Raw genomic sequence first — 20,976 nt, 5'->3', positions numbered from 1 at the left:
TCTTATAGCTACCAGGCCCCTTGGTAGTTACCTGGACTGGACTTTCACCAGTTAGCAAATTACAGCTTTGCTGGGCACGCTCTAGTATAGGTACAAAAAAGCATCCCTTATGCAGGAATGCTTTTTCTCTCTATATTTTATGCCACGGCGCAAAGGCCTGCTGCAACTCTAGCACGTCAAATTTAAACTCCCGCCGCATCCAGACATCGTCCGGCAACTGCCGGCTGACTTGGTGAGACATCTCGCCCAAGGCTTCGCGAATAGCAGGCGGATGCGCCTCGCACGTAAAAGATGCATGATCCTGCCAAAGCTGCTGCTGGTGAAACCAAGAGCGCGCCTGTAATTGATTAGAAGCCTGCCCCCGCAGAATTTCAAGGGTAATGACAGGACTAGCTCCCGGCATTGGCGGCTCCGCTAAGGGTTCTACCAGCCCCTTGGCTCCATGATAACGCCACATACCCTCCTGCAAGGCATTTTGAAAAAACCGCTGAGCAAACTCTTCAATGCGCATGACCATACCTCCTTGTCACTTTCCGTAGACAACTTTACCAAAATTCAACAAAGAGGTAAACATGTATCGCGTAAATATTTTGTATTCTTTCCAGGTTTGTAATTATTCGTTTTGCAATTTTTGCAATAAAAGAGGCCTCACTGCGCCTAATAAATATAACGAACCGGCTACACAAGCCACTTTCCGAGGCTCTTGCTCCGCTAATTCCAGCAATCGGTTTACACCTTCTTCCCAGTCTGGTACCGCTTCCACTTGGTGCGGCGGAAAATGGCTTGCTAAATCACCCGCTTCTGCGGCGCGTTCCGAAAGCGGCCTCACTGCAATAACCCGGTCCTGCTCCCGCACCAAAAGGCCGGTAATACCTTCAATATCCTTATCCTTTAAAATCCCCAGCAAAAACAGTACCTCTCGCCCTGGAAACACTTGATCCAGCGTCCGCCGCAGCACCGCAGCGCCAGCCGGATTATGCGCTCCGTCAACCACCAACGGCGGTTGGGTGCGCAACACTTCAAAGCGCCCCGGCCAGCAAGCCTTTGCCAAACCGCGGGCAACAGCTTCCTGATTCACTGCGGTTTCCCTTACTGTTAACGCCGCCATCACCGCCAACGAAGCATTGTAGACTTGATGTTCTCCCACAAGCCGCGCCTGCAAAGGCCAACTAGATCCGTTAGGTTGCTGCAGCATCCAGGCAATTCCGGTTAAAGACACCGACTGCATCTGGGCCTGCCATTCTTCGCCGAGCACTTGCACTACCGCGCCGCAATCAGCTGCCCGCCGCCGGATAACCTCGAGCGCCTCCCCTTGCGCCGCCGTCAGCACGCGAGAGTTTTTCTTGATAATGCCCGCCTTGTGTTCAGCAATTTCTCGTACCGTAGATCCGCAGCGATCCTCATGCTCCAGCGTCACATTCGTAATTACCGCCACACGACTTTCAATGACATTCGTGGAATCCAGACTCCCGCCCAAACCCACTTCAATTACTGCATAGTCCACTTTCATGGCCGCAAACATGACAAATGCGGCTGCCGTCAGCACCTCAAACTGTGTCGGATGCTCCAAGCCGTCCCGCTCCATCTCTCGCGCCGCCGCAGCGGTTTGCTCAATGGCGTGGGCAAACACAGCCTCTTCCACTTCCAAGCCGTCAATGCGCATGCGCTCTGTATAACGCTCCAAATGCGGCGACGTATACATGCCTGTACGAAACCCGGCTTCTTGCAAAATAGCCGCTAAGCAAGCCGTCGTAGAACCTTTGCCGTTCGTGCCGGTAATATGAATGGTCGGATATTTTCTTTCTGGATGCCCCAAGCGAATTACCAGCTCTTGCATCCGCTCCAAGCCCAGGCGAATGCCAAAACGTGATAAGCCTTCTAAGTATGCAATAGACTCTTGATAGGTCATCGAAAAACCTCCTTTCAAAAAACCGAGTTAAAGAAACACGGAACACAGAGTAACTGAGCAACAGAGGAAAACAGAGAGAACAGTAGAAAAAGCTATTGGGATGTGAGATTCGAATAAAGCAATGCTTTCCCTTAAAACTAACGCCGCTGCCACCAGAGGGGGCAGCGGCGCATTGTACAGCTCCGCAGGTTACAACGTTGCTAAATATTCCATGCGCTCGCGGATTGCGCCTAATTTATCCTCGCATTCTTGGGCTTTAGCGCGTTCTTTTTCAACAACCGCCGCCGGCGCTTTAGCCATAAAGCCTTCATTGCCGAGCTTGCCAGTAATCCGTGCCAGTTCCTTGGTCAGAGACTCGCGTTCTTTAGAAAGGCGGGCCGTTTCTTTTTCTACGTCAATCAAGCCCTTAAGCGGCAAATATACTTCCAGCCCAGCTACAACTGTTGCCATAGCGTTTTCCGGTTTTTCCGCCCCCACTACCGGCAAAGTCACAGGCTCTGCCGCCGCCAATTGCCGGAAATAACCTTCGTTTTGCTGCAGCACGCTGCGCACTTCTTCGCTGCCCGCCTGCAAAATCACTTCACTGCGCCGTCCCGGGGGAACATTCATTTCCGCCCGCATATTGCGAATGCCTTTAACAGCTTCCATGATCAGGTTCATCTGTGCTTCTGCCGCAGCGTCACTCCGTCCCGCCTGCGAAGAAGGCCACGAGGCTTTCATGATGCTGCTGCCTTCATGCGGCAGATGCTGCCAAATCTCTTCGGTAATAAAAGGCATGAAAGGATGCAACAGGCGCATGGTTCCTTCCAAAACCTCCCACAGCACATACTGAGCCACCGCGCGCTGCGCTGCTTCCTCTTTGTTGTACAAACGCGGTTTGGCCATTTCAATGTACCAGTCGCAGTATTCGCCCCACAGAAACTCATAGACCAACCGAGCGGCCTCGCCCAATTCGAAGCGGCCCAGATTCTCGGTCACAGCTTTAGTCACATTGTCATAGCGGCTGAGAATCCAGCGATCCGCCAAGGTCAGCTGCTCTGGCTGCGGCGCTTGGCCGGTAAAACCTTCCAGGTTCATCAGCACAAAGCGGGAAGCATTCCAAATTTTATTGGCGAAGTTACGGCTGGCTTCCACGCGCTCCCAATAAAAACGCATATCATTGCCAGGCGTGTTGCCTGTAATCAGCATGAAGCGCAAGGTATCGGCGCCGTATTTTTCCACAACCTCCAAGGGATCAATGCCATTCCCCAGAGACTTGGACATCTTCCGCCCCTGACTGTCACGCACCAAACCATGAATGAAGACATGACGGAAAGGAATTTCCTGTTTGAATTCCAGCCCCATCATAATCATCCGCGCTACCCAGAAGAAAATAATGTCATAGCCTGTTACCAGCACGCTTGTTGGATAAAACTGCCGCAATTCGGCCGTATTTTCCGGCCAGCCCATCGTAGAAAAAGGCCAAAGAGCCGAGCTGAACCAAGTATCCAGCACGTCCGAGTCCTGCTCCACAGCGCCGCCGCAATGCGGGCAAACCGTCAGATCCTCGCGGGAAACAATCGTTTTACCGCAGCTTTCGCAGTACCAGGCGGGAATGCGATGCCCCCACCAAATCTGCCGTGAAATACACCAGTCGCGGATATTTTCCAGCCAGTTCAAATACGTACGACTGAACCGCTCCGGCACAAATTGCACCTGTCCGTTCCGCACCACTTCCATCGCTGGTTTCGCCAGAGGTTCCATTTTAACAAACCACTGTTTAGACACCAGCGGCTCCACAACGGTGCCGCAGCGCTGGCAATGCCCCACCGCATGAGGATGGCTTTCTACCTTAACCAAAACTCCCATCGCTTCCAAGTCCGCCAGGAGCGCTTTGCGGCACTCATAGCGATCCTGTCCGGCGTATTTGCCAGCCTCGTCGGTCATATTGCCTTCCGGGCCAATGACCACCACCTGCTCTAAATTGTGACGCTGCCCCATCTCAAAATCGTTAGGATCATGGGCCGGCGTAATTTTTACAGCCCCCGTACCAAAAGAAGGATCGACATAGTCGTCCGCTAAAAGCGGAATGCGACGATTCACCACAGGCAGAAGCAAAGTCTTGCCAATTAAATCCTGGTAACGCGCATCGTCCGGATGCACCGCCACTGCCGTATCGCCCAGCATGGTTTCAGGACGCGTCGTGGCAATGATCACGTAACGGCCGGCTTCGCCTTCCACTTCATAGCGCAGATGGTACAAATGGCCTTCTTTTTCTTCATGTTCTACTTCAATATCGCTCAACGCCGTGTGACAGCGCACACACCAATTGGTAATGCGGTGTCCCTGATAAATCAGCCCTTTTTCGTATAGAGAAACAAAGACCTCCCGTACAGCCTGAGAACAGCCTTCATCCATCGTAAAGCGTTCCCGCTCCCAGTCGCAGGAAGCGCCCAAGCTGCGCAGCTGCCTGGTAATGCGGTCGCCATACTGCTTTTTCCATTCCCAAACGCGTTCGATAAAGGCGTCGCGCCCTAAATCATAACGGCTTTTGCCTTCTTCTTTTTTCAGCATCTCTTCCACTTTAATTTGCGTAGCAATGCCTGCATGATCGGTGCCGGGCATCCACAGGGTATCGTCGCCGCGCATTCTATGCCAGCGAATCAAAATATCCTGCAGCGTATTATCAAGAGCATGCCCCATATGCAGCTGTCCTGTTACATTCGGCGGCGGAATTACAATACTAAAAGCATCTTTCTGCTCATCTGTTTCTGCGTGAAAGCAGCCTTCTTTTTCCCAGGCTGCGTACCATTTTTCCTCAACACCTTTGGGATCGTACACACTAGATAAGTTTTGTTCTGTCATGCCTGTTCCCCTTTCAATAATAAAAGGCCTTTTCATCCTTTTTGTAAGGACGAAAAAGCCTCATTTCGCGGTACCACCTTGCTTCTCCGGGTCGCCCCGGACTCTAACGGCTGTAACATAGCCGCCGACGGCTGCGCCTACTATTGGGTTCAGCGCAGCAGCTCCGGGAGGACCTTCAACCATCGTTTCCGTAAGACCTCACAGCCAAGGGCCTTTTCTCTGACCGCAATCCGACGCCTACTCTTCCCATCTTCACTTTCTATGCAATTATTTTTATCATACCTGCTTGCCCAATCCTTGTCAACACCACTTTGTTGACAACAACGTTCCGACTTTTCAATCTTGCATTATGTATTTTTCCAGTGTATGATCTTAACAAATACACCTCACATGAGGAAAAGGAGTGAGCTTTTCTTGCGCAGTGATATTGTAAAAAAAGGTTCCACCCGTGCCGCCCATCGTACCCTCTTCTATGCTATGGGCTATGGTCCTGAGGAGTTGAAGAAGCCCCTCATTGGTATTGTCAATTCCTTTAATGAAATTATTCCCGGTCACATGCATTTGCGTGAAATTGCTGAAGCTGCTAAACAGGGCGTTTTGGCCGCTGGCGGCACTCCCATGGAATTTCCAGCCATCGGCATCTGCGACGGCATCGCTATGGGCCATGACGGAATGAAATTCCCCTTGGCTAGCCGCGAGCTCATTGCCGACTCCATTGAATCCGTAGCAACAGCCCATGGTTTTGACGGCCTAGTACTCATCCCTAACTGTGACAAAATTGTTCCAGGCATGCTCATGGCCGCCGCCCGCCTGAACATTCCTTCGGTCGTTGTCAGCGGCGGACCTATGCTGGCAGGCCGCCATCAAGGCAAGGACATTAGCGTCAGCAATCTCTTTGAGGCTGCCGGCCGTTTTGAAGCCGGCAAAATTTCTGCGGAAGAGCTGGAAGAGCTCGAAGCCTCCGGCTGTCCCGGCTGCGGTTCCTGTGCGGGCCTCTTCACTGCCAACAGCATGAACTGCCTGACCGAGGTTCTTGGCATGGGGCTCCCCGGCAACGGCACCATCCCGGCCGTCTATAACGGCCAACGACGCCTGCTGGCCAAAAGAGCCGGTAAAATCATCTTGGATTTGGTGGCCAACGACATCAAACCGCGCGATATCTTAACGCCCGCCGCCTTCCACAACGCCATCGCCGTCGACATGGGCATCGGCGGCTCTTCCAACACCGTACTTCATTTACTGGCTATCGCCCATGAAGCTGGTGTTGCCTTGGCGCCGGAAACTTTCGACCAAATCAGCGCTAAAACTCCGTATATTGCCAAGCTCAGTCCTGCCGGGAGCCATCATCTGCAGGATCTGAATGAGGCCGGCGGCATCAACGCCGTCATTAAAGAGCTGGCGAAAAAGAAGGTCATTGATTTGACCGTCCGCACCGTCGACGGCACCATGGGCGAACGTGTAGCCCAGGCCGCTATCTTAAGGCCTGATGTCATTCGTACTGTAGAAGACCCGTACATGAATAAAGGCGGCATCGCCATCCTTAAAGGAAATTTAGCGCCTGATACTGCGGTAGTCAAAGAAAGCGCCGTGGCGCCGGATATGCTGAACTTCACTGGCCCAGCCAAATGCTTTGACTCCGAAGAAGACGCTATCGACGCCATTATCGCCAAAAAAGTGCAAAACGGCGATGTTGTCATCATCCGCTACGAAGGTCCCAAAGGAGGTCCCGGCATGCGGGAAATGCTCAATCCTACCGCAGTTATCGCTGGTATGGGACTCAAGGTGGCTCTCTTGACGGACGGCCGTTTCAGTGGTGCTACCCGTGGCGCTTGTATCGGTCACATTTCTCCGGAAGCCCGCGACGGCGGCCCTTTAGCCTTCGTCCAAGACGGGGACACGATTGAGATTGACATCCCCGGCCGCAAACTCAATGTAGCAATTAGCGATGAAGAAATGACCAAACGCAAGGCCGCCTGGCAGCCTCCAGCTCCTAAAGTAGACAAAGGTTACCTGGTCCGTTACGCGCGCATGGTCACCTCGGCCAACAGCGGCGCTGTGCTAAAGTAAGAGAATAAAGTACGAATATTGAACAAGAGTAAAGGGAGTAATCGGAGGGTACGAAAGAGGGTCACGAATTACATTTAGTTCTAAAACACAAACACTATTGTTCGGCTTAACCGCGCAATAGTGTTTGTGTTTTTATTTTTTAATAATTTTATCAATCGCACTTTGAGGTATTACTATGTTCGGGCTTTCAGCCACACAATACATAGAATTTCCAACTGGATCCAATACCTTCATATAAATCGTTGCTTTCAAACTTTTATCTACACATACAGGTGTATACTCAGAATTCCATTTTTCTCTAAAATCATCATAATATATTTCAGAAATAAACAAAGATACCGCAGCATTTCCTTTGGGCGGAATAATCGTATTCGGTGTCGCAGCGGGGTTTCCTGCGTCTTTATACTTCATACCCGAGACAAACGGTACCCCGGTAAATGTTCCTAACGCTAATGACGATTCAGACCATTTTATTACCATAAGCTTATCTGTAGTGTTAGTTAGTTCAACATCTACGCCTTGAACTCCTATTTCATAAATAATCCCTAACATCCCTGCTTTAAACCAGTAGCAATTAGGATTCTTTTCAGCATTATCATTCTGCCGATTACCAACGTTAAGCGAAGTAAAGTTTACAATTAATCCATTTTCACAATGTACCACTCTTTTTTCGGGTGTTTCAAAACAAATTGAACGCCATAAATCCTTAGTTCCACTACCAGTAACACGTCCTGCATTTGCAATTCCACCGCTAGTCATTTGTAAAATCAATACAAGCCCAACTATCAGTAAAACTATTCTTTTCATCTTGTCCCTCCTAATACTTTTTTCAATTCTGGAGCCATAGCATAACCTACAAAACACTATTGATAGCCACTACCATCAACGCGCCCAGTACCAACAAATTGATTAAACATCCTCCCTTGGTATAATAATGTCCCGCTCTACTCCGTCCTTTTATCCGCCGGCCGCTTCCGCCGCCGACTATCCGAAGAAGAAAATAGATAGCCAATAACAAAATTATTGAATCCAATTCATTCACCTGCCTCGTTAAAACAAGACTAGAAACATCCCAATTCCGCTGAAATGCCTTTTTCTTTTAATGCCTTAATGATTAAATTACCATAAAGGTTATCTGCATGAACAATCACCTTACACTTACAATCCACGTCTTTCCACTGCAACAACTGAGCAACATATCCCGCCCAGCATGCTTGCTCCTGCGGTGGAAATTCTAGTAAATCACAATCATATGGAGATAATTGTTGGTCTAAATCAACTAAACCATATCTCGCACTAATTACATAGCATCTTTCATACTGATTAACTGGATTTTCTACATAAGCCAAAGCATTGGCAAAGCGTTCTGATTCACTGTATAACTCTCTAGCGGTACACATGTACGGCTTTTTTCTTCTGGTGCAACTGATTAGCGCAACCTTTCTCAATTGTTCATCTTCTCCTGGAACTTTATAGCGCACCATCTGATATGTTTTTTCCCAATCCAAAGCCATCATATTAGCATCTTGATAGCGATCTTTTGCATTATTTTGAGTCGCTTTATCAATAAACAGAGAAACCGATTCTGGCACACGAACTTCTGCTAAAGAATCTCGAAGAATAACTCCTAAAGCGTATGTGTCTAACGTTTTATCCCGGCAAACCACCCGGCCCGGACTAAATGGATCTACGTTTCGGAATTCTTTCTCCAAATCATTAACTTTTCTTGATACATATTGGCACCAATCAAAACTAACAATCCTAACTTCACTATTTGGCGCTACAAGAATACTATCGGGACTAATCGAACCGTGAACATAGTTTTTAGCATGTATATATTTTATACCATTTAAAACCCTACCAATTATGTAAAAAAAATCAGAAAGACCCTTTTCATTAAAACTTGCTTTTCTAATCCACGAGCGTAATGTTTCCCCCTCAATATATTCTAATTTGAGTATTTCTCCTACAGGAGTTAGTTCATGCGAAGAATAATATCCTCCAATATTTGGATGCCCGTTAAAAAGCACACGTGATTTTTTTTCATTCCTAATTATTTCAGAATATCTTTTACTATTTACAAAAGGACGCTTAATCACCACAAGATGATTATCGTTACTCTCTCGATCAATGGCTTTATACGTCTGGCTATACCCATCTGATCCTAATAATTCCACGATTTGAAATCGTTCATCTAGCAATTCTAATGGTGCCAATACCCTTCGGTAATATTTTTCATCACTAATTGAATCGAGTTGATAATATGCTTTATAGTACCACCTTGTAAATTCCAAAAAATTCTTGAAAGCTGTCTCAACTTTATCTTTTTCAGGAAGTTTCATGGAATGACACCAATTCCTAGTAGAGCGAAAACTCTGTAGCTTATCACAATACCGATTTGCTTCATTAACTTTTCTTAGCGCATCAATCAAATTGAAAAATCGGTCATGAATGCCTCGCATAGGGTTATTAAGAATTCTAGGAATCCAGCCAATTTTTTCATCTTCCAATAAAACAGCTAAATCAACAAGCCCTGTTGCTCTACCTGTTTTCTTAAAATATCGGTATGCTTCTTGGATTATTCGAACCACTGGAACATTCCCTTTGTTTAACTTAGGACTTAATAAAACGATATCTTGATCTAATTGACTTATAGCCATCTCCTCAACTCCTTATTTTCAGCAACACAATCATGTTTTCTTACTTTCGTATTAATTGTACTTCCCTTTTATCTAAATCAACACGACTCACTTCCCAGCCTGCCTGCATCCAAGCACGAGCTTGGGAATGGGAACAGTCGTTTCCCCACCAAGCTGCATATTTATAGGCCGAATTAGGCAATTCAAATCCTATAATTTCTTCTACCTCGTCAAATGAAAAACTTACTGAAGCTATTTTTAACTGATTAAGACATTTTTGAAACTCATCATATTTTCCGGCTCTGCGATTATATTTTCTTGTTGGCTTTAATAAATCACTTTGCTCTAAATTTAACAATTGTTCGTCTTTCATTGATAAACCCCCGCCTCCTTCACAGACTTCATCGTGAGAAGAATGTACTTGAAGAAATTTATCAAATTGCTGTTCAGTAATTCTCCATATAGTACCAACTTTTATTCCTATAAGTCTTCTTTGCCGAAGCCACATAACCACCGTTTCTAAATCAACTTGCATTATTTCTGCAATTTCTTCAGGCTTATACATTTTCATTTCTTTCATATCCATCACCTTTTTTCACTACATTCACTTTTTATCCCCTTCGTTTTATCATATTTCACCACTTTCACTTTGTCAATGTATTTTACAAAAAACACCATTGGCTGACCGAAAAAGGTCGTCCAATGGTGTTTCTGTTTGTTTATATTACTTCCGCTTGTTTTGCAAATACTCATCCATAGCGGCGGCGGCTTTTTTACCAGCCCCCATAGCCAAGATGACGGTCGCTGCACCGGTAACAACGTCGCCGCCAGCAAAAACGCCTTCGCGACTGGTAGCGCCTGTTTCGGCATCAGCTACAATGTTGCCGCGACGATTGACGTCGAGGCCTTTGGTTGTCTGCTGCACCAGCGGGTTCGGGCCCTGACCGATGGCCATAATCACCGTATCCACATCCAGCTCAAACTCCGAACCGGGTACCGCTTCAGGCCGTCTGCGACCAGAAGCATCAGGCTCGCCCAAAGTCATGCGGATACAGCGCAATTGGCGTACCCAGCCTTCGTCATCTCCCAAAATCTCCACCGGATTGTTGAGAAGCTGAAAATCAACGCCTTCTTCTTTGGCATGATGCACTTCCTCCAAACGCGCCGGCAGTTCGGCTTCGGAACGGCGGTATACGATATAGACCTTCTCCGCTCCCAAACGCAGCGCTGTACGCGCGGCATCCATAGCTACATTGCCGCCGCCGACAACAGCGACGCGACGTCCCACATGAATGGGTGTAGCGCATTCAGGGAAACGGTAAGCTTTCATCAAATTGCAGCGAGTCAAAAATTCGTTAGCTGAATAGACGCCATTGTACTGTTCGCCGGGAATACCCATAAAATGGGGCAAACCTGCGCCGGTAGCAATAAAAACAGCTTCAAATCCTTCTTCTTCCATCAGCTCATCGATAGTATAGGTCTGGCCGATGACGACATTAACTTCAATATCCACGCCCAGTTTTCGCAGGGCGTCAATTTCCACCTGAACAACTTCATCTTTAGGCAGACGAAACTCAGGAATGCCATATACCAGCACCCCCCCCGGGCGGTGCAAAGCTTCAAATACCGTCACCTTGTAGCCGCGTTTGGCCATTTCACCGGCAGCGGTCAAGCCCGCCGGACCAGAACCAATAACAGCCACCTTCTGCGCGTCAGCCGCAGCCGGAGCCGCCTCTTCTTGTGGTACAGCCTGGTGCCGAGCCGTATCAGCCGTATAACGTTCCAAACGACCAATACCGACCGCCTCGCCTTTTTTCGCCAAGACGCAGTATTTTTCGCACTGTTCTTCCTGGGGACAAACGCGGCCGCAAACAGCAGGCAAACCGTTATAGCCCTTCAGGACTTCACTAGCTCCTGCAACATCGCCGGTTTTCAACTTGCCGATAAAACCGGGAATATCAACACCTACAGGACATCCCTGGCGACACGGAGCCGTTTTGCACTGCAAACAGCGCGCCGCTTCGATCAAGGCCTGTTCTTCGGAATATCCTAAAGTCACTTCTTTGAAGTTGTGGCCACGCTCTATGGCGTCTTGTTCCGGCATAGGCGTTTTTTTCAGTGAGAGTGACATTGGCATTGCCCTCCTTCATGATGGCCGTGGCCGCCGCAGCTATGCTCTGTATGGCGGGCTTCCTGGCTTTTATACATGCGCTGTCTAGACATCAGCGCGTCGAAATCAACCTTATGCGCGTCAAATTCCGGTCCGTCCACACAGGCAAATTTGACTTCTTCGCCTAGAGAAACCCTGCAACCACCGCACATGCCGGTGCCGTCAACCATAACCGGGTTCAGGCTGACAACCGTAGGCACGCCAAAAGCCCGCGTTGTTTCGGCTACACTTTTCATCATAATGACCGGTCCAATGGCCATGACCAAATCAATTTTCTTATCGGATTCCAACAGTCTTTGCAGCGGTCCGGTTACACGACCAGCCTCGCCATAGGAGCCATCGTCAGTAGTAACCACCAATTCATCGCTGACAGCAGCCATTTCCTTTTCATAAATCAAGAGGTCTTTATTGCGGGCGCCGATGATGGAAATCACTTCGTTGCCGGCTTCCTTCATGCCTCTGGCAATCGGATAGACAGGCGCTACGCCAATGCCGCCGCCTACACAGATAACCGTGCCCAGCTTTTCGATATGTGTTTTTTGTCCCAAGGGACCCACTAAATCATGCAAGCTTTGGCCCTGCTCCAGTTGTCCCATCAGCCGGGTGCTGGCGCCCACTTCTTGAAAAATCAGCACAATGGTGCCTGCCTCGCGGTTAAAATCGGCAATCGTCAGAGGAATGCGTTCCCCTTCTTCGTCCACGCGGACAATCACAAATTGGCCAGGCTGCGCTTTCTTGGCAATGCGCGGCGCCGCGACTTCAAAGAGCTTGACATCTGCTGACAAGCTTTCTTTACGTACAATCTGGTACATGCTTTTCCTCCTTCAGTGTTTAGAACAATCCGCTGATGCGGCCTTGCACATCAATATCCATGCGTTCCGCTGCCGGACGTTTAGGAAGTCCCGGCATAGTCATGATGTCACCGGTGAGCGCCACCAAGAAGCCGGCCCCTGCCGCCACACGCACTTCACGCACCGTGATAGTAAAGCCTTCCGGGCGGCCCAGCTTGCGCATATCATCCGAAAGCGAGTACTGCGTTTTCGCCATGCAAATCGGAGTCTTGTCATAACCTAAAGCCGTCAGTTCGGCAATGGCCTTATCCGCAGCTGCTGTATAATTCACATCCGCCGCGCCGTAGATTTCCTTAGCAATGGCTGCAATTTTTTCCTTGATCGGCTGCGCTGCATCATAGAGCAGCTTGAAGTCGCTAGGCTGTTCGCAGGCCGCCAGCACTTTCTTAGCCAGTTCTTCGCCGCCTGCGCCGCCTTTGGCCCAAACCTCAGACAAGGCCACTTCGGCGCCCAGCTTCTTGCAGCACTCTTCCACTCGGGCCAATTCCGCCGGAGTATCCGTCGGGAACGCGTTAATGGCGACCACTGTCGGTAAGCCGTATTTTTTCATGTTTTCAATATGCTTGGTCAAGTTGGCCATACCGGCTTCCAATGCCGCCAGGTTTTCTTGGCCCAGCTCCTCTTTGGCCACGCCGCCATGCATTTTAAGCGCTCGCACGGTCGCGACAATGACTGTCGCCCTCGGCCGCAGGCCGGCAAAACGGCACTTGATATCCAAAAACTTTTCAGCGCCCAAGTCAGCGCCAAAGCCTGCTTCGGTTACCACTACATCCGCCAGTTTCAGCGCATACTTCGTCGCCATCACGCTATTGCAGCCATGGGCGATATTGGCAAACGGTCCGCCATGTACAAAGGCCGGCGTATGCTCCAGCGTCTGGACCATGTTGGGTTTAATGGCGTCTTTGAACAACAAAGTCAGCGCGCCAGTCACATTGAGCTGCGCCGCTGTCACCGGCTTATTATCATACGTATAGCCCACAATAATCCGGCCAATGCGCGCCTTCATGTCCTCAAGATCGCTGGCCAGGCATAAAATAGCCATCATCTCCGAAGCCACGGTAATATCAAAACCGCTTTCGCGCGGCACGCCGTGCACCTTGCCCCCAAGACCGCAGATCACGCTGCGCAGCGCCCTGTCATTTAGATCCAATACACGCCGCCAAGTAATGCGCCGCGGGTCTATATTCAGCTCATTCCCCTGATGAATATGGTTGTCAAGGACAGCCGCCAACAGGTTATGCGCCGAAGTAATGGCGTGAAAATCGCCGGTAAAATGCAGATTGATGTCTTCCATCGGCACGACTTGGGCGTAACCGCCTCCAGCTGCGCCGCCTTTGATGCCAAAGCAAGGCCCCAGCGACGGCTCGCGCAAGGCAATGGCCACCTTATGGCCTAAGCGCCGCAGCGCATCTCCCAACCCGACGGTTGTCGTGGTTTTCCCTTCCCCAGCCGGAGTCGGATTGATAGCAGTCACCAAAACCAACTTGCCATCAGGACGATTCTGCACCGCCTCCCAGGCTTCTCTGGACAATTTCGCTTTATAACGTCCGTACAACTCCAGCCCTTCTTCGGGAATCCCCAGATGCTGCGCTACTTCTGCGATAGGTTTCATAACTGCCTCTTGGGCAATTTCCACATCACTCTTCACTGCAATACCCTCCTCCAAAATTCCTTCTTACCGTACCGCCAGCTGTGCCGCCTTCACCGTATTGGCCAGCAGCATGGCAATGGTCAATAGCCCTACGCCTCCAGGCACAGGCGTAATCGCCCCAGCTACATGCTGCACCTGTTCAAAGTCAACATCGCCCGCAAGTTTGCCGTTGGGCAGGCGGTTAATGCCTACGTCAATCACTACAGCGCCTTCTTTCACCATATCTGCCGTAACAAAATGCGCTTTCCCCACAGCCGCCACCAAAATGTCCGCCTGACGGGCCATAGCCGCCAAATCCTTGGTTCGAGAATGGCAGATAGTTACCGTAGCGTCCCGGGCCAGCAGCAATTGCGCCATCGGTTTGCCTACAATGTTACTGCGGCCAATGACTACGGCATGCTTACCTTTGATTTCCAGTCCCGCCATCTCCAGCATTTTAACGCAGCCTGCAGGCGTGCAAGGAACCAAATGCTCGTCCCCCACCGCTAAACGTCCCGCATTAAGAGGGTGAAAGCCATCCACATCCTTGGCTGGATCGATAGCCAGCAGCACTTCCTGCTCCACCGTCCGCAGAGCCTTGGGCAAGGGCAGCTGCACCAAAATACCGTGCACCGACGTATCTTGATTTAAGCCTGCGATCACGGTTAGCAGCTCTTCCTTGCTCGCCGTTTCCGGCAAGCGGACAATATCCGAACGAATACCAAGCTCCAAACAGGCTTTGTGCTTGTTGTTCACATATACCTGCGAGGCTGCGTCCTCGCCGACCAGCACCACTGTCAGCCCGGGAACCACACCGGTCTTTTCCAGCAGCGCCCCTGCGTCCCGCCGCACTTCTTCTTTAATCTGCAAAGCAAATTCTTTCCCCGACAAAATACGAGCGCTCATAGACAAGCCTCCTTTTCTATACGTAAAGACTTATAAGCGTAAAAACAAATACTAAAATACTCACTAACCCGTTGCGCATAAAATACGCTTGAGTCACCCTGCTCAAATCATCAGGCTCCACCAATCGATGCTGATACACTAGCACTGCTGCAGCACAGGCCACTCCTATGTAGTACGGCCAAGCCAAGGAGAACAGCGCGCCGGCAAGAACAAAGCAGAGAATGCTAAAGACATGCATCAGCTTGGCAAAAAACAGCGCCCGCCGCAAGCCAAAGCGCAGCGGCATGGAATGCAGCCGCTGTCGTCCGTCAAAAAGCACGTCCTGACTGCCATAAATCACGTCAAAGGCGGCAATCCAGATCGCCACTGCCAAACCCAAAATCACGATCGCCGCAGTTAGTTCGCCCTTTACCGCCATCCAAGCGCCGATAGGCGCAATCGAAAGAGCAAGCCCCAACACCAAATGGCAGGTCCAGGAAATCCGCTTCATATAAGGATACAAAGTAAATGGAATCACCGCTACCGGCGCCAAGGGAATGCAAATCGGGTCCAAATGGCTGGCGGCAAATAAAAACACTGCCAAACTGCCTGCAATTAGCAATACCGCTTCCCAAGGTTTCACTGCGCCCGTTACCATCGGCCGAGCCTTAAAGCGCGGATGCAGGCGATCATATTTTAAATCAATTAAATTGTTCAAAGCCAATGCCGCACTGCGGGCGCCCACCATGGCAACGGTTACCCACAGAAGATCGCTGCCCGCAGGCCAGCCCCCCGAGGCCAGCACCAGCCCCATATAGGCGAAAGGCAGCGCAAATACGGAATGCGACAAGGCGATATTATCCATGTGCGCTTTTATCTTACTCAAGGTTCAATTCCTTCCATTTCGCATCAACTCGTTCTTTGACCTCCTGAGACATGACAATCTCATCCGGCCATTCTCGGCTGTAGCCTTCGGACGGCCAGGTCTTCGTGGCGTCAATACCAACCTTAGTGCCCCAATTAGGCATAGGCGACGAATGGTCCAGCACATCCAGCGGCCCGTCCACCATCACAATGTCACGCCGGGCGTCAATGTTGTTGAACACGCGCCACCAAACCTCTTGCTCGTCTTGGACATTGACATGCTCATCCACAACAATCACCATTTTGGTAAACATCATCTGCCCCATACCCCAGACAGCATGCATCACCTTCTTAGCATGCTGCGGAAAACTCTTCTTGATGGAAATCATGGCGCAATTGTGAAACACGCCAGCTAAAGGCAGATTGATATCCACAATTTCCGGCATCTGCGATTTCAGCACAGGCAGAAAAATTCGCTCCGTCGCTTTCGCCATGTAGCAGTCCTCCATGGGAGGCTTGCCGACGATCGTCGCCGGATAGATAGGGTTCTTTCTGTGAGTAATGCAGGTAATATGGAACACCGGGTACTCGTCCGCCAGCGAGTAATAGCCGGTATGGTCGCCGAAAGGACCTTCGCGGCGCAGTTCATCCAGCAGCACATACCCCTCCAGGATAATTTCCGCGTGAGCTGGCACTTCCAAATCTACAGTCTCGCACTTCACCAATTCCACTGCCTTTTTGCGCAAAAAGCCGGCAAATACCATTTCATCAATATCCTTCGGCAAGGGAGCCGTCGCGCAATAGGTCAGCACCGGATCGGCGCCAATGGCCACGGCCACTTCAATGCGGTCCTTCCCGAGTTCCTGATGAGCCCGGAAGTTTTCCGCGCCATTCTTATGAATGTGCCAATGCATCCCTGTAGTCTGCCCGTCAAACACCTGCATGCGATACATGCCTACATTGCGTTTGCCATTACGAGGGTTTTTAGTAAAAACCAGCGGCAGCGTAATGAATTTGCCGGCGTCGTCCGGCCAACATTGCAGGATAGGAAATGCCTCCAGCGTCGGCGCATCCTTAATAATAACTTCTTTGCACGGGCCGGTCTTTACGTACTTAGGAAAGTTGATGGCGCTTTTCGCTTTCGGAATCAGCTTCAGTAAATCAAGCTTGTTTTGCAAAGAAATATGAGGCAAGCGAAAAATTTCCGCAATATCCTCAGCAATATCGTCGAGTTTCTCCGCTCCCAAAGCCAGAGCCATACGCTCCATGCTGCCGAAAGCATTCATCAAGACCGGCATGGTATGCCCTTTGACATTTTCAAAAAGCAACGCTACATTTTTCTCCCCGGTCATCTTAGAAACGCGGTCGGTAATTTCCGTAATCTCCAAATCACAATCCACTTCGGTCTGAATGCGCTTTAAAAGTCCCCGCTGCTCCAGATCGCGAATAAATTCCCGTAAATCATTATAGGCCACAAGCAATCTCCTTTCTCTCTCCAAACCAATATCTCTTGCATCTTGTCCTGCTGCTTTGCGGTTTCTTCAAAGCGCTGTATCAAAGATTTCTGCAGCAGGCTTCTGCGACGCTAAAAAGCAGGGAAGAATGCGTCCGCCGCATGCTCTTCCCTGCTGCAATACCTTTTTTGTCAGCGGCGCAGTACATAACGCACCACCCACAAACTCGCCTCATAAAGCAGAATAATGGGAATGGCAATCATTGACTGAGTAAATACATCCGGTGTCGGCGAAATAATCGCCCCCACAATAAAAGAACCTACCAAAACCACTTTGCGTTTAGCCCGTAAAAAAGCAGACGTAATAATGCCCATTTTCGCCAAAACAATTACAAACAGTGGCAGTTCAAAAACAAAGCCGAAAGGCAGCAGCATCGAAACAAAAAACGACAAATACTGTCCTAACGAAAACATCGGCGTTAGCGTTTCCGTAGCAAAGCCCATAAAAAACTGCGTAGCCGCCGGCAATACAAGAACATAGGAAAACAAAATGCCTACAAAGAAGAGCAGCACCGAAGAAGGAAGCAGCACCAGCAGCATCTTGCGTTCCTTCTTCGTCAATGCCGGTACGATAAAGGCCCATACTTGGTATAAGACAACAGGCAACGCCAACAAAAAACCGGCAAATACAGAAACCTTCAAATAAGCAAAAAAGGCTTCCATCGGATTTAAATAATATAATTTTCCCGCTGGCGCCGTAATCATGGCTACCAATTGTTCTGCATAAAAATAACAGACGCCGGAACCAACGCCCACGGCGACCAAGACAATTAAAATTCGCCGGCGCAGTTCTTCCAAATGCCCCACAAGGGACATTTCGTCTTCCTCCATTGGTGTTTCCAGCTCCGGCTCCGTACTAATTACGGCAGACTGGGATTCCTCTTCACGTTCTTTATCATCTGCGGACATGCGCAACCTCACTTTTTCTCCGGTGCCTGTTGTTCCTTCTCCACGGCTTTCACGTCAATAGTTTTAGACTCTTCCGGTTTTGTCTCTTCTCCTGCCACAGTTGTGGCCTTGCGAAATTCCTGCAAACTCCGCCCTAAGGCTTTGCCGACATCCGGTAATTTTCCCGGTCCAAAAACCACCAAAGCAATCACCAAAATCAAAACCAGTTCAGGCATGCTAAAGCTGAACATATTGCCACAACCCTTCTTAGCTATCACTTGCATAAATCCATGTATTTCATTATACCGTTCAACTAAAAAAAAGACAACTAAGAAGGGCGGCAGGCTTACGCCTGCCGCCCTTCTCTCTTCGATTGCTTAAGGTAGCATCCAATGCAAACTATACGCCTGCAAGTAGGTCAATACTGCCATAAAGATCAACATCGCAATACTATGTCCTACTGTAAATCGGAAGATGTCTCCTTCGTGGCCAACCATGCCGGTGGCAGCGGTGGCAACGGAAATACTTTGCGGGGAAATCATTTTGCCGCAAACGCCGCCGGAAGAGTTAGCCGCTACTGTCAAGTAAGGATCTACGCCAATTTGCTCGGCAGCGGTACGCTGCATGCTGCCGAAGAGCGCATTCGCCGACGTATCAGAACCGGTCAGGAATACGCCCAGCCAGCCAAGAATCGGCGAGAAGAAGGGGAAGAGAGTCCCCGTTTTCGTGAAAGCAAGGCCCATGGTGGAACTCATGCCCGAGAAGTTCATAATATAAGCCAAGCCGAGAATCATGGCAATGGTGCAGATCGGGAAAACTAACTGCTTCGTGGTACGAGCCAAGCAAGCCATCGCGCGTCCCAAACCATAGTTGGGGATGATCAGCAAGGACAGCAAACCGGAGAAGAAAATAGCCGTACCAGCCGCCGACAGAAGATTCACCGTGTAAATAGCGCCGTAAGGACTGTTTTTAGCCACAACTGGCGCCGCTTTGATGACCATGTTGTGCAAGCCCGGCCACTGCAGCGCAAACCAAGGCATTTGCTTATCAATATTCACCAAAACTTTTTTCAGGCCGATAAATTTGTCATCCGCCCACAAGAACACCAACAGCGCCAAGATTAGGTAAGGCGCCCAGGCGCGCAGCACTTCGCCAACACTGTACTGCAGCTCAACTTTACCTTCACCAGTTTGTTTTTCATCCGGGAATTTCCAGATAGTAGCCGGTTTCCAGATTTTCAGGAAAATCAAGAGACCGACAATGGTCACAACTGCCGAAGTGATATCCGGCAGATAAGCATTTACATAGTTAGACGTGAAGAACTGGGTGCCTGCAAAGCAAACGCCAGCTACAACCAAGGCGGGAAGCACTTCCATAGCCCGTTTCCAGCCAGCCATGGTCACGCACAACCACAAGGGAACCAAAATGGACAAGAACGGCAGCTGACGCCCAACAACCTGGCTGACATGCATCAGATCCAGATTAGCTACCTGCGCCGCCACAACTACCGGTATACCGATAGCACCGAAAGCCACCGGAGCCGTATTGGCAATCAAGCAAATACCGGCTGCATAGATCGGGTTAAAGCCCAAGCCGGTCAACATGGCCGCCGTAATGGCCACCGGAGTACCAAAGCCAGCAGTGCCTTCAATAAAGGAACCAAATGCAAAGGCAATGAATAAGGCCTGTAAACGCCGATCATCAGTAATGGAAGCCAAAGAATTTTTAATAATTTCAAATTCACCGGACTCCACCGTCATGTTGTAGACCCAAATAGCGGTGACAACAATCCAAACGATCGGGAAAATACCAAAAGCCGCACCATACAATACCGAATTAATTGCGAAGCCTGCAGGCATGCCCCAGGCAAAAATGGCAACAAGTACCGCCGAGGTCAAACCAAACGCGGCTGCCACATGGCCCTTGGCCCTCCGTACACCCAGCATAAAGAGAATGATAAATAGAGGAATAGCCGCCACCAAGGCAGAGACAACAATGTTACCAAGTGGATTATATGTCTGAACCCATGTCATGCAATACACTCCTTTGCTTCCTTATTCCATCTCCTTAAAAAACGGGATTTCAGCTTGTCTTCCTACTCATTGCCTTCCTGCGTCTTCTCGCCCCTCCTTTCCCGCTATACTTTGGAATGCAACACGGCAAGCCGGCGTAACCCGGTTACCTATTATTTCGCAATTTAGTGTTATTTTTTAATATTTTATATTTTTTCTGTCTTTTCATGTATTCTACTTACGTAACCAAATTCCTTCTCGCCCCTTATCCTTTTAACTACTCATGCAGAAGCACTACATCCTTTTTATTTCTTTATCTTTCTCCTATTTGCTCTCGTTTTCGAGATTTTTTAAAAAACAAAGTCTCATTTGCATCTGCTTTGTTTTTTGTATACTTTTATATTTTTTTATTTTGTACGATATTTTTCGTAATTTTATGTATGAAAGACCTAATCTTCCCTATTTACCTTTTAGCGCCTTATATAGTATAATTAGGTAAATTTTGATGAAAAATAAGAAAAACCCCTTTTGCGCTTTTCGTGTGTTTCGCGGTTCGTTTTAAAAATTCCGGTACATTAAAAAAAGAACGCCGCCGGCAAAACCGGCGACGCTCTTCCTTTTTAAACCGAGCCTTTAAGGCAACGGGGGCAGCATCCAGTGCAGGAAATAGGCTTGCGAATAGGTCATTAAAGCAACAATAATGA

17 protein-coding genes and 1 other annotated feature are annotated in these 20,976 nt (G+C 49.2%); of the genes, 1 reads left to right on the top strand and 16 read right to left on the bottom strand.

What is annotated here, in order from left to right:
* Positions 1-130: 130 nt before the first annotated feature.
* From PHF27_RS07465 to PHF27_RS07455, 3 genes are all read right to left on the bottom strand, one after another.
* Positions 131-511, bottom strand: a complete 381-nt coding sequence (locus PHF27_RS07465; RefSeq protein ID WP_300067911.1) for a hypothetical protein — start codon at positions 509-511, stop codon at positions 131-133.
* A 102-nt stretch (positions 512-613) separates the two neighbouring features.
* Positions 614-1,909 carry a folylpolyglutamate synthase/dihydrofolate synthase family protein gene (locus tag PHF27_RS07460; RefSeq protein ID WP_300067909.1) on the bottom strand — a complete coding sequence of 432 codons (1,296 nt, stop codon included), beginning with the start codon at positions 1,907-1,909 and terminating at the stop codon, positions 614-616.
* 189 nt (positions 1,910-2,098) lie between these two features.
* Positions 2,099-4,753, bottom strand: coding sequence for a valine--tRNA ligase (locus PHF27_RS07455; protein WP_300067906.1), 2,655 nt, complete (start codon positions 4,751-4,753; stop codon positions 2,099-2,101).
* Positions 4,754-4,795: 42 nt separating this feature from the next.
* Positions 4,796-5,015 (bottom strand) — a binding site (T-box leader).
* Between the two features lie 152 nt (positions 5,016-5,167).
* On the opposite strand from PHF27_RS07455, the gene ilvD reads away from it, so the two are divergent.
* Complete coding sequence (gene ilvD, locus PHF27_RS07450) at positions 5,168-6,820, top strand: dihydroxy-acid dehydratase (RefSeq protein WP_300067902.1); 1,653 nt, start codon at positions 5,168-5,170, stop codon at positions 6,818-6,820.
* 132 nt (positions 6,821-6,952) lie between these two features.
* Here ilvD and PHF27_RS07445 read toward each other — a convergent pair whose 3' ends face one another.
* From PHF27_RS07445 to PHF27_RS07385, 13 genes are all read right to left on the bottom strand, one after another.
* Positions 6,953-7,627 carry a hypothetical protein gene (locus PHF27_RS07445; RefSeq protein ID WP_300067899.1) on the bottom strand — a complete coding sequence of 225 codons (675 nt, stop codon included), beginning with the start codon at positions 7,625-7,627 and terminating at the stop codon, positions 6,953-6,955.
* Between the two features lie 254 nt (positions 7,628-7,881).
* Positions 7,882-9,480 carry a DUF6884 domain-containing protein gene (locus tag PHF27_RS07440; RefSeq protein WP_300067895.1) on the bottom strand — a complete coding sequence of 533 codons (1,599 nt, stop codon included), beginning with the start codon at positions 9,478-9,480 and terminating at the stop codon, positions 7,882-7,884.
* A 40-nt stretch (positions 9,481-9,520) separates the two neighbouring features.
* Positions 9,521-10,039 carry a helix-turn-helix domain-containing protein gene (locus tag PHF27_RS07435; RefSeq protein ID WP_300067893.1) on the bottom strand — a complete coding sequence of 173 codons (519 nt, stop codon included), beginning with the start codon at positions 10,037-10,039 and terminating at the stop codon, positions 9,521-9,523.
* A gap of 144 nt (positions 10,040-10,183) precedes the next feature.
* Positions 10,184-11,590, bottom strand: a complete 1,407-nt coding sequence (gene gltA / locus PHF27_RS07430) for an NADPH-dependent glutamate synthase (RefSeq protein WP_300067890.1) — start codon at positions 11,588-11,590, stop codon at positions 10,184-10,186.
* Entirely contained in the window at positions 11,575-12,441 is an 867-nt protein-coding gene (locus PHF27_RS07425) for a sulfide/dihydroorotate dehydrogenase-like FAD/NAD-binding protein (RefSeq protein ID WP_300067887.1), read from the bottom strand. Before PHF27_RS07425 ends, gltA begins: the two co-directional genes overlap by 16 nt.
* Positions 12,442-12,460: 19 nt before the next feature.
* Positions 12,461-14,128, bottom strand: coding sequence for a formate--tetrahydrofolate ligase (locus PHF27_RS07420; RefSeq protein WP_300067884.1), 1,668 nt, complete (start codon positions 14,126-14,128; stop codon positions 12,461-12,463).
* A gap of 27 nt (positions 14,129-14,155) precedes the next feature.
* On the bottom strand, positions 14,156-15,016 hold the full coding sequence (folD, locus tag PHF27_RS07415; RefSeq protein ID WP_300067881.1) for a bifunctional methylenetetrahydrofolate dehydrogenase/methenyltetrahydrofolate cyclohydrolase FolD: 861 nt from the start codon (positions 15,014-15,016) through the stop codon (positions 14,156-14,158).
* Positions 15,017-15,032: 16 nt separating this feature from the next.
* Positions 15,033-15,881, bottom strand: a complete 849-nt coding sequence (locus PHF27_RS07410; RefSeq protein ID WP_300067878.1) for a UbiA-like polyprenyltransferase — start codon at positions 15,879-15,881, stop codon at positions 15,033-15,035.
* Positions 15,874-17,334 carry a menaquinone biosynthesis decarboxylase gene (locus PHF27_RS07405; protein ID WP_300067875.1) on the bottom strand — a complete coding sequence of 487 codons (1,461 nt, stop codon included), beginning with the start codon at positions 17,332-17,334 and terminating at the stop codon, positions 15,874-15,876. Before PHF27_RS07405 ends, PHF27_RS07410 begins: the two co-directional genes overlap by 8 nt.
* A gap of 170 nt (positions 17,335-17,504) precedes the next feature.
* A complete protein-coding gene (tatC, locus tag PHF27_RS07400) occupies positions 17,505-18,281 on the bottom strand; it encodes a twin-arginine translocase subunit TatC (protein ID WP_300067872.1) in 777 nt (258 codons plus the stop codon).
* 8 nt (positions 18,282-18,289) lie between these two features.
* Positions 18,290-18,511, bottom strand: a complete 222-nt coding sequence (locus PHF27_RS07395; RefSeq protein WP_300067869.1) for a twin-arginine translocase TatA/TatE family subunit — start codon at positions 18,509-18,511, stop codon at positions 18,290-18,292.
* A 126-nt stretch (positions 18,512-18,637) separates the two neighbouring features.
* On the bottom strand, positions 18,638-20,293 hold the full coding sequence (locus PHF27_RS07390) for a lactate permease LctP family transporter (protein ID WP_300067867.1): 1,656 nt from the start codon (positions 20,291-20,293) through the stop codon (positions 18,638-18,640).
* A 457-nt stretch (positions 20,294-20,750) separates the two neighbouring features.
* On the bottom strand, positions 20,751-20,976 hold a 226-nt coding region (locus tag PHF27_RS07385; RefSeq protein WP_300067864.1), incomplete at its 5' end, for a hypothetical protein.

The organism is Anaeromusa sp., from assembly GCF_028691475.1.
Taxonomy (GTDB): Bacteria; Bacillota; Negativicutes; order Anaeromusales; family Anaeromusaceae; genus Anaeromusa.
This window is presented reverse-complemented; position numbering and strand designations above follow the sequence as displayed.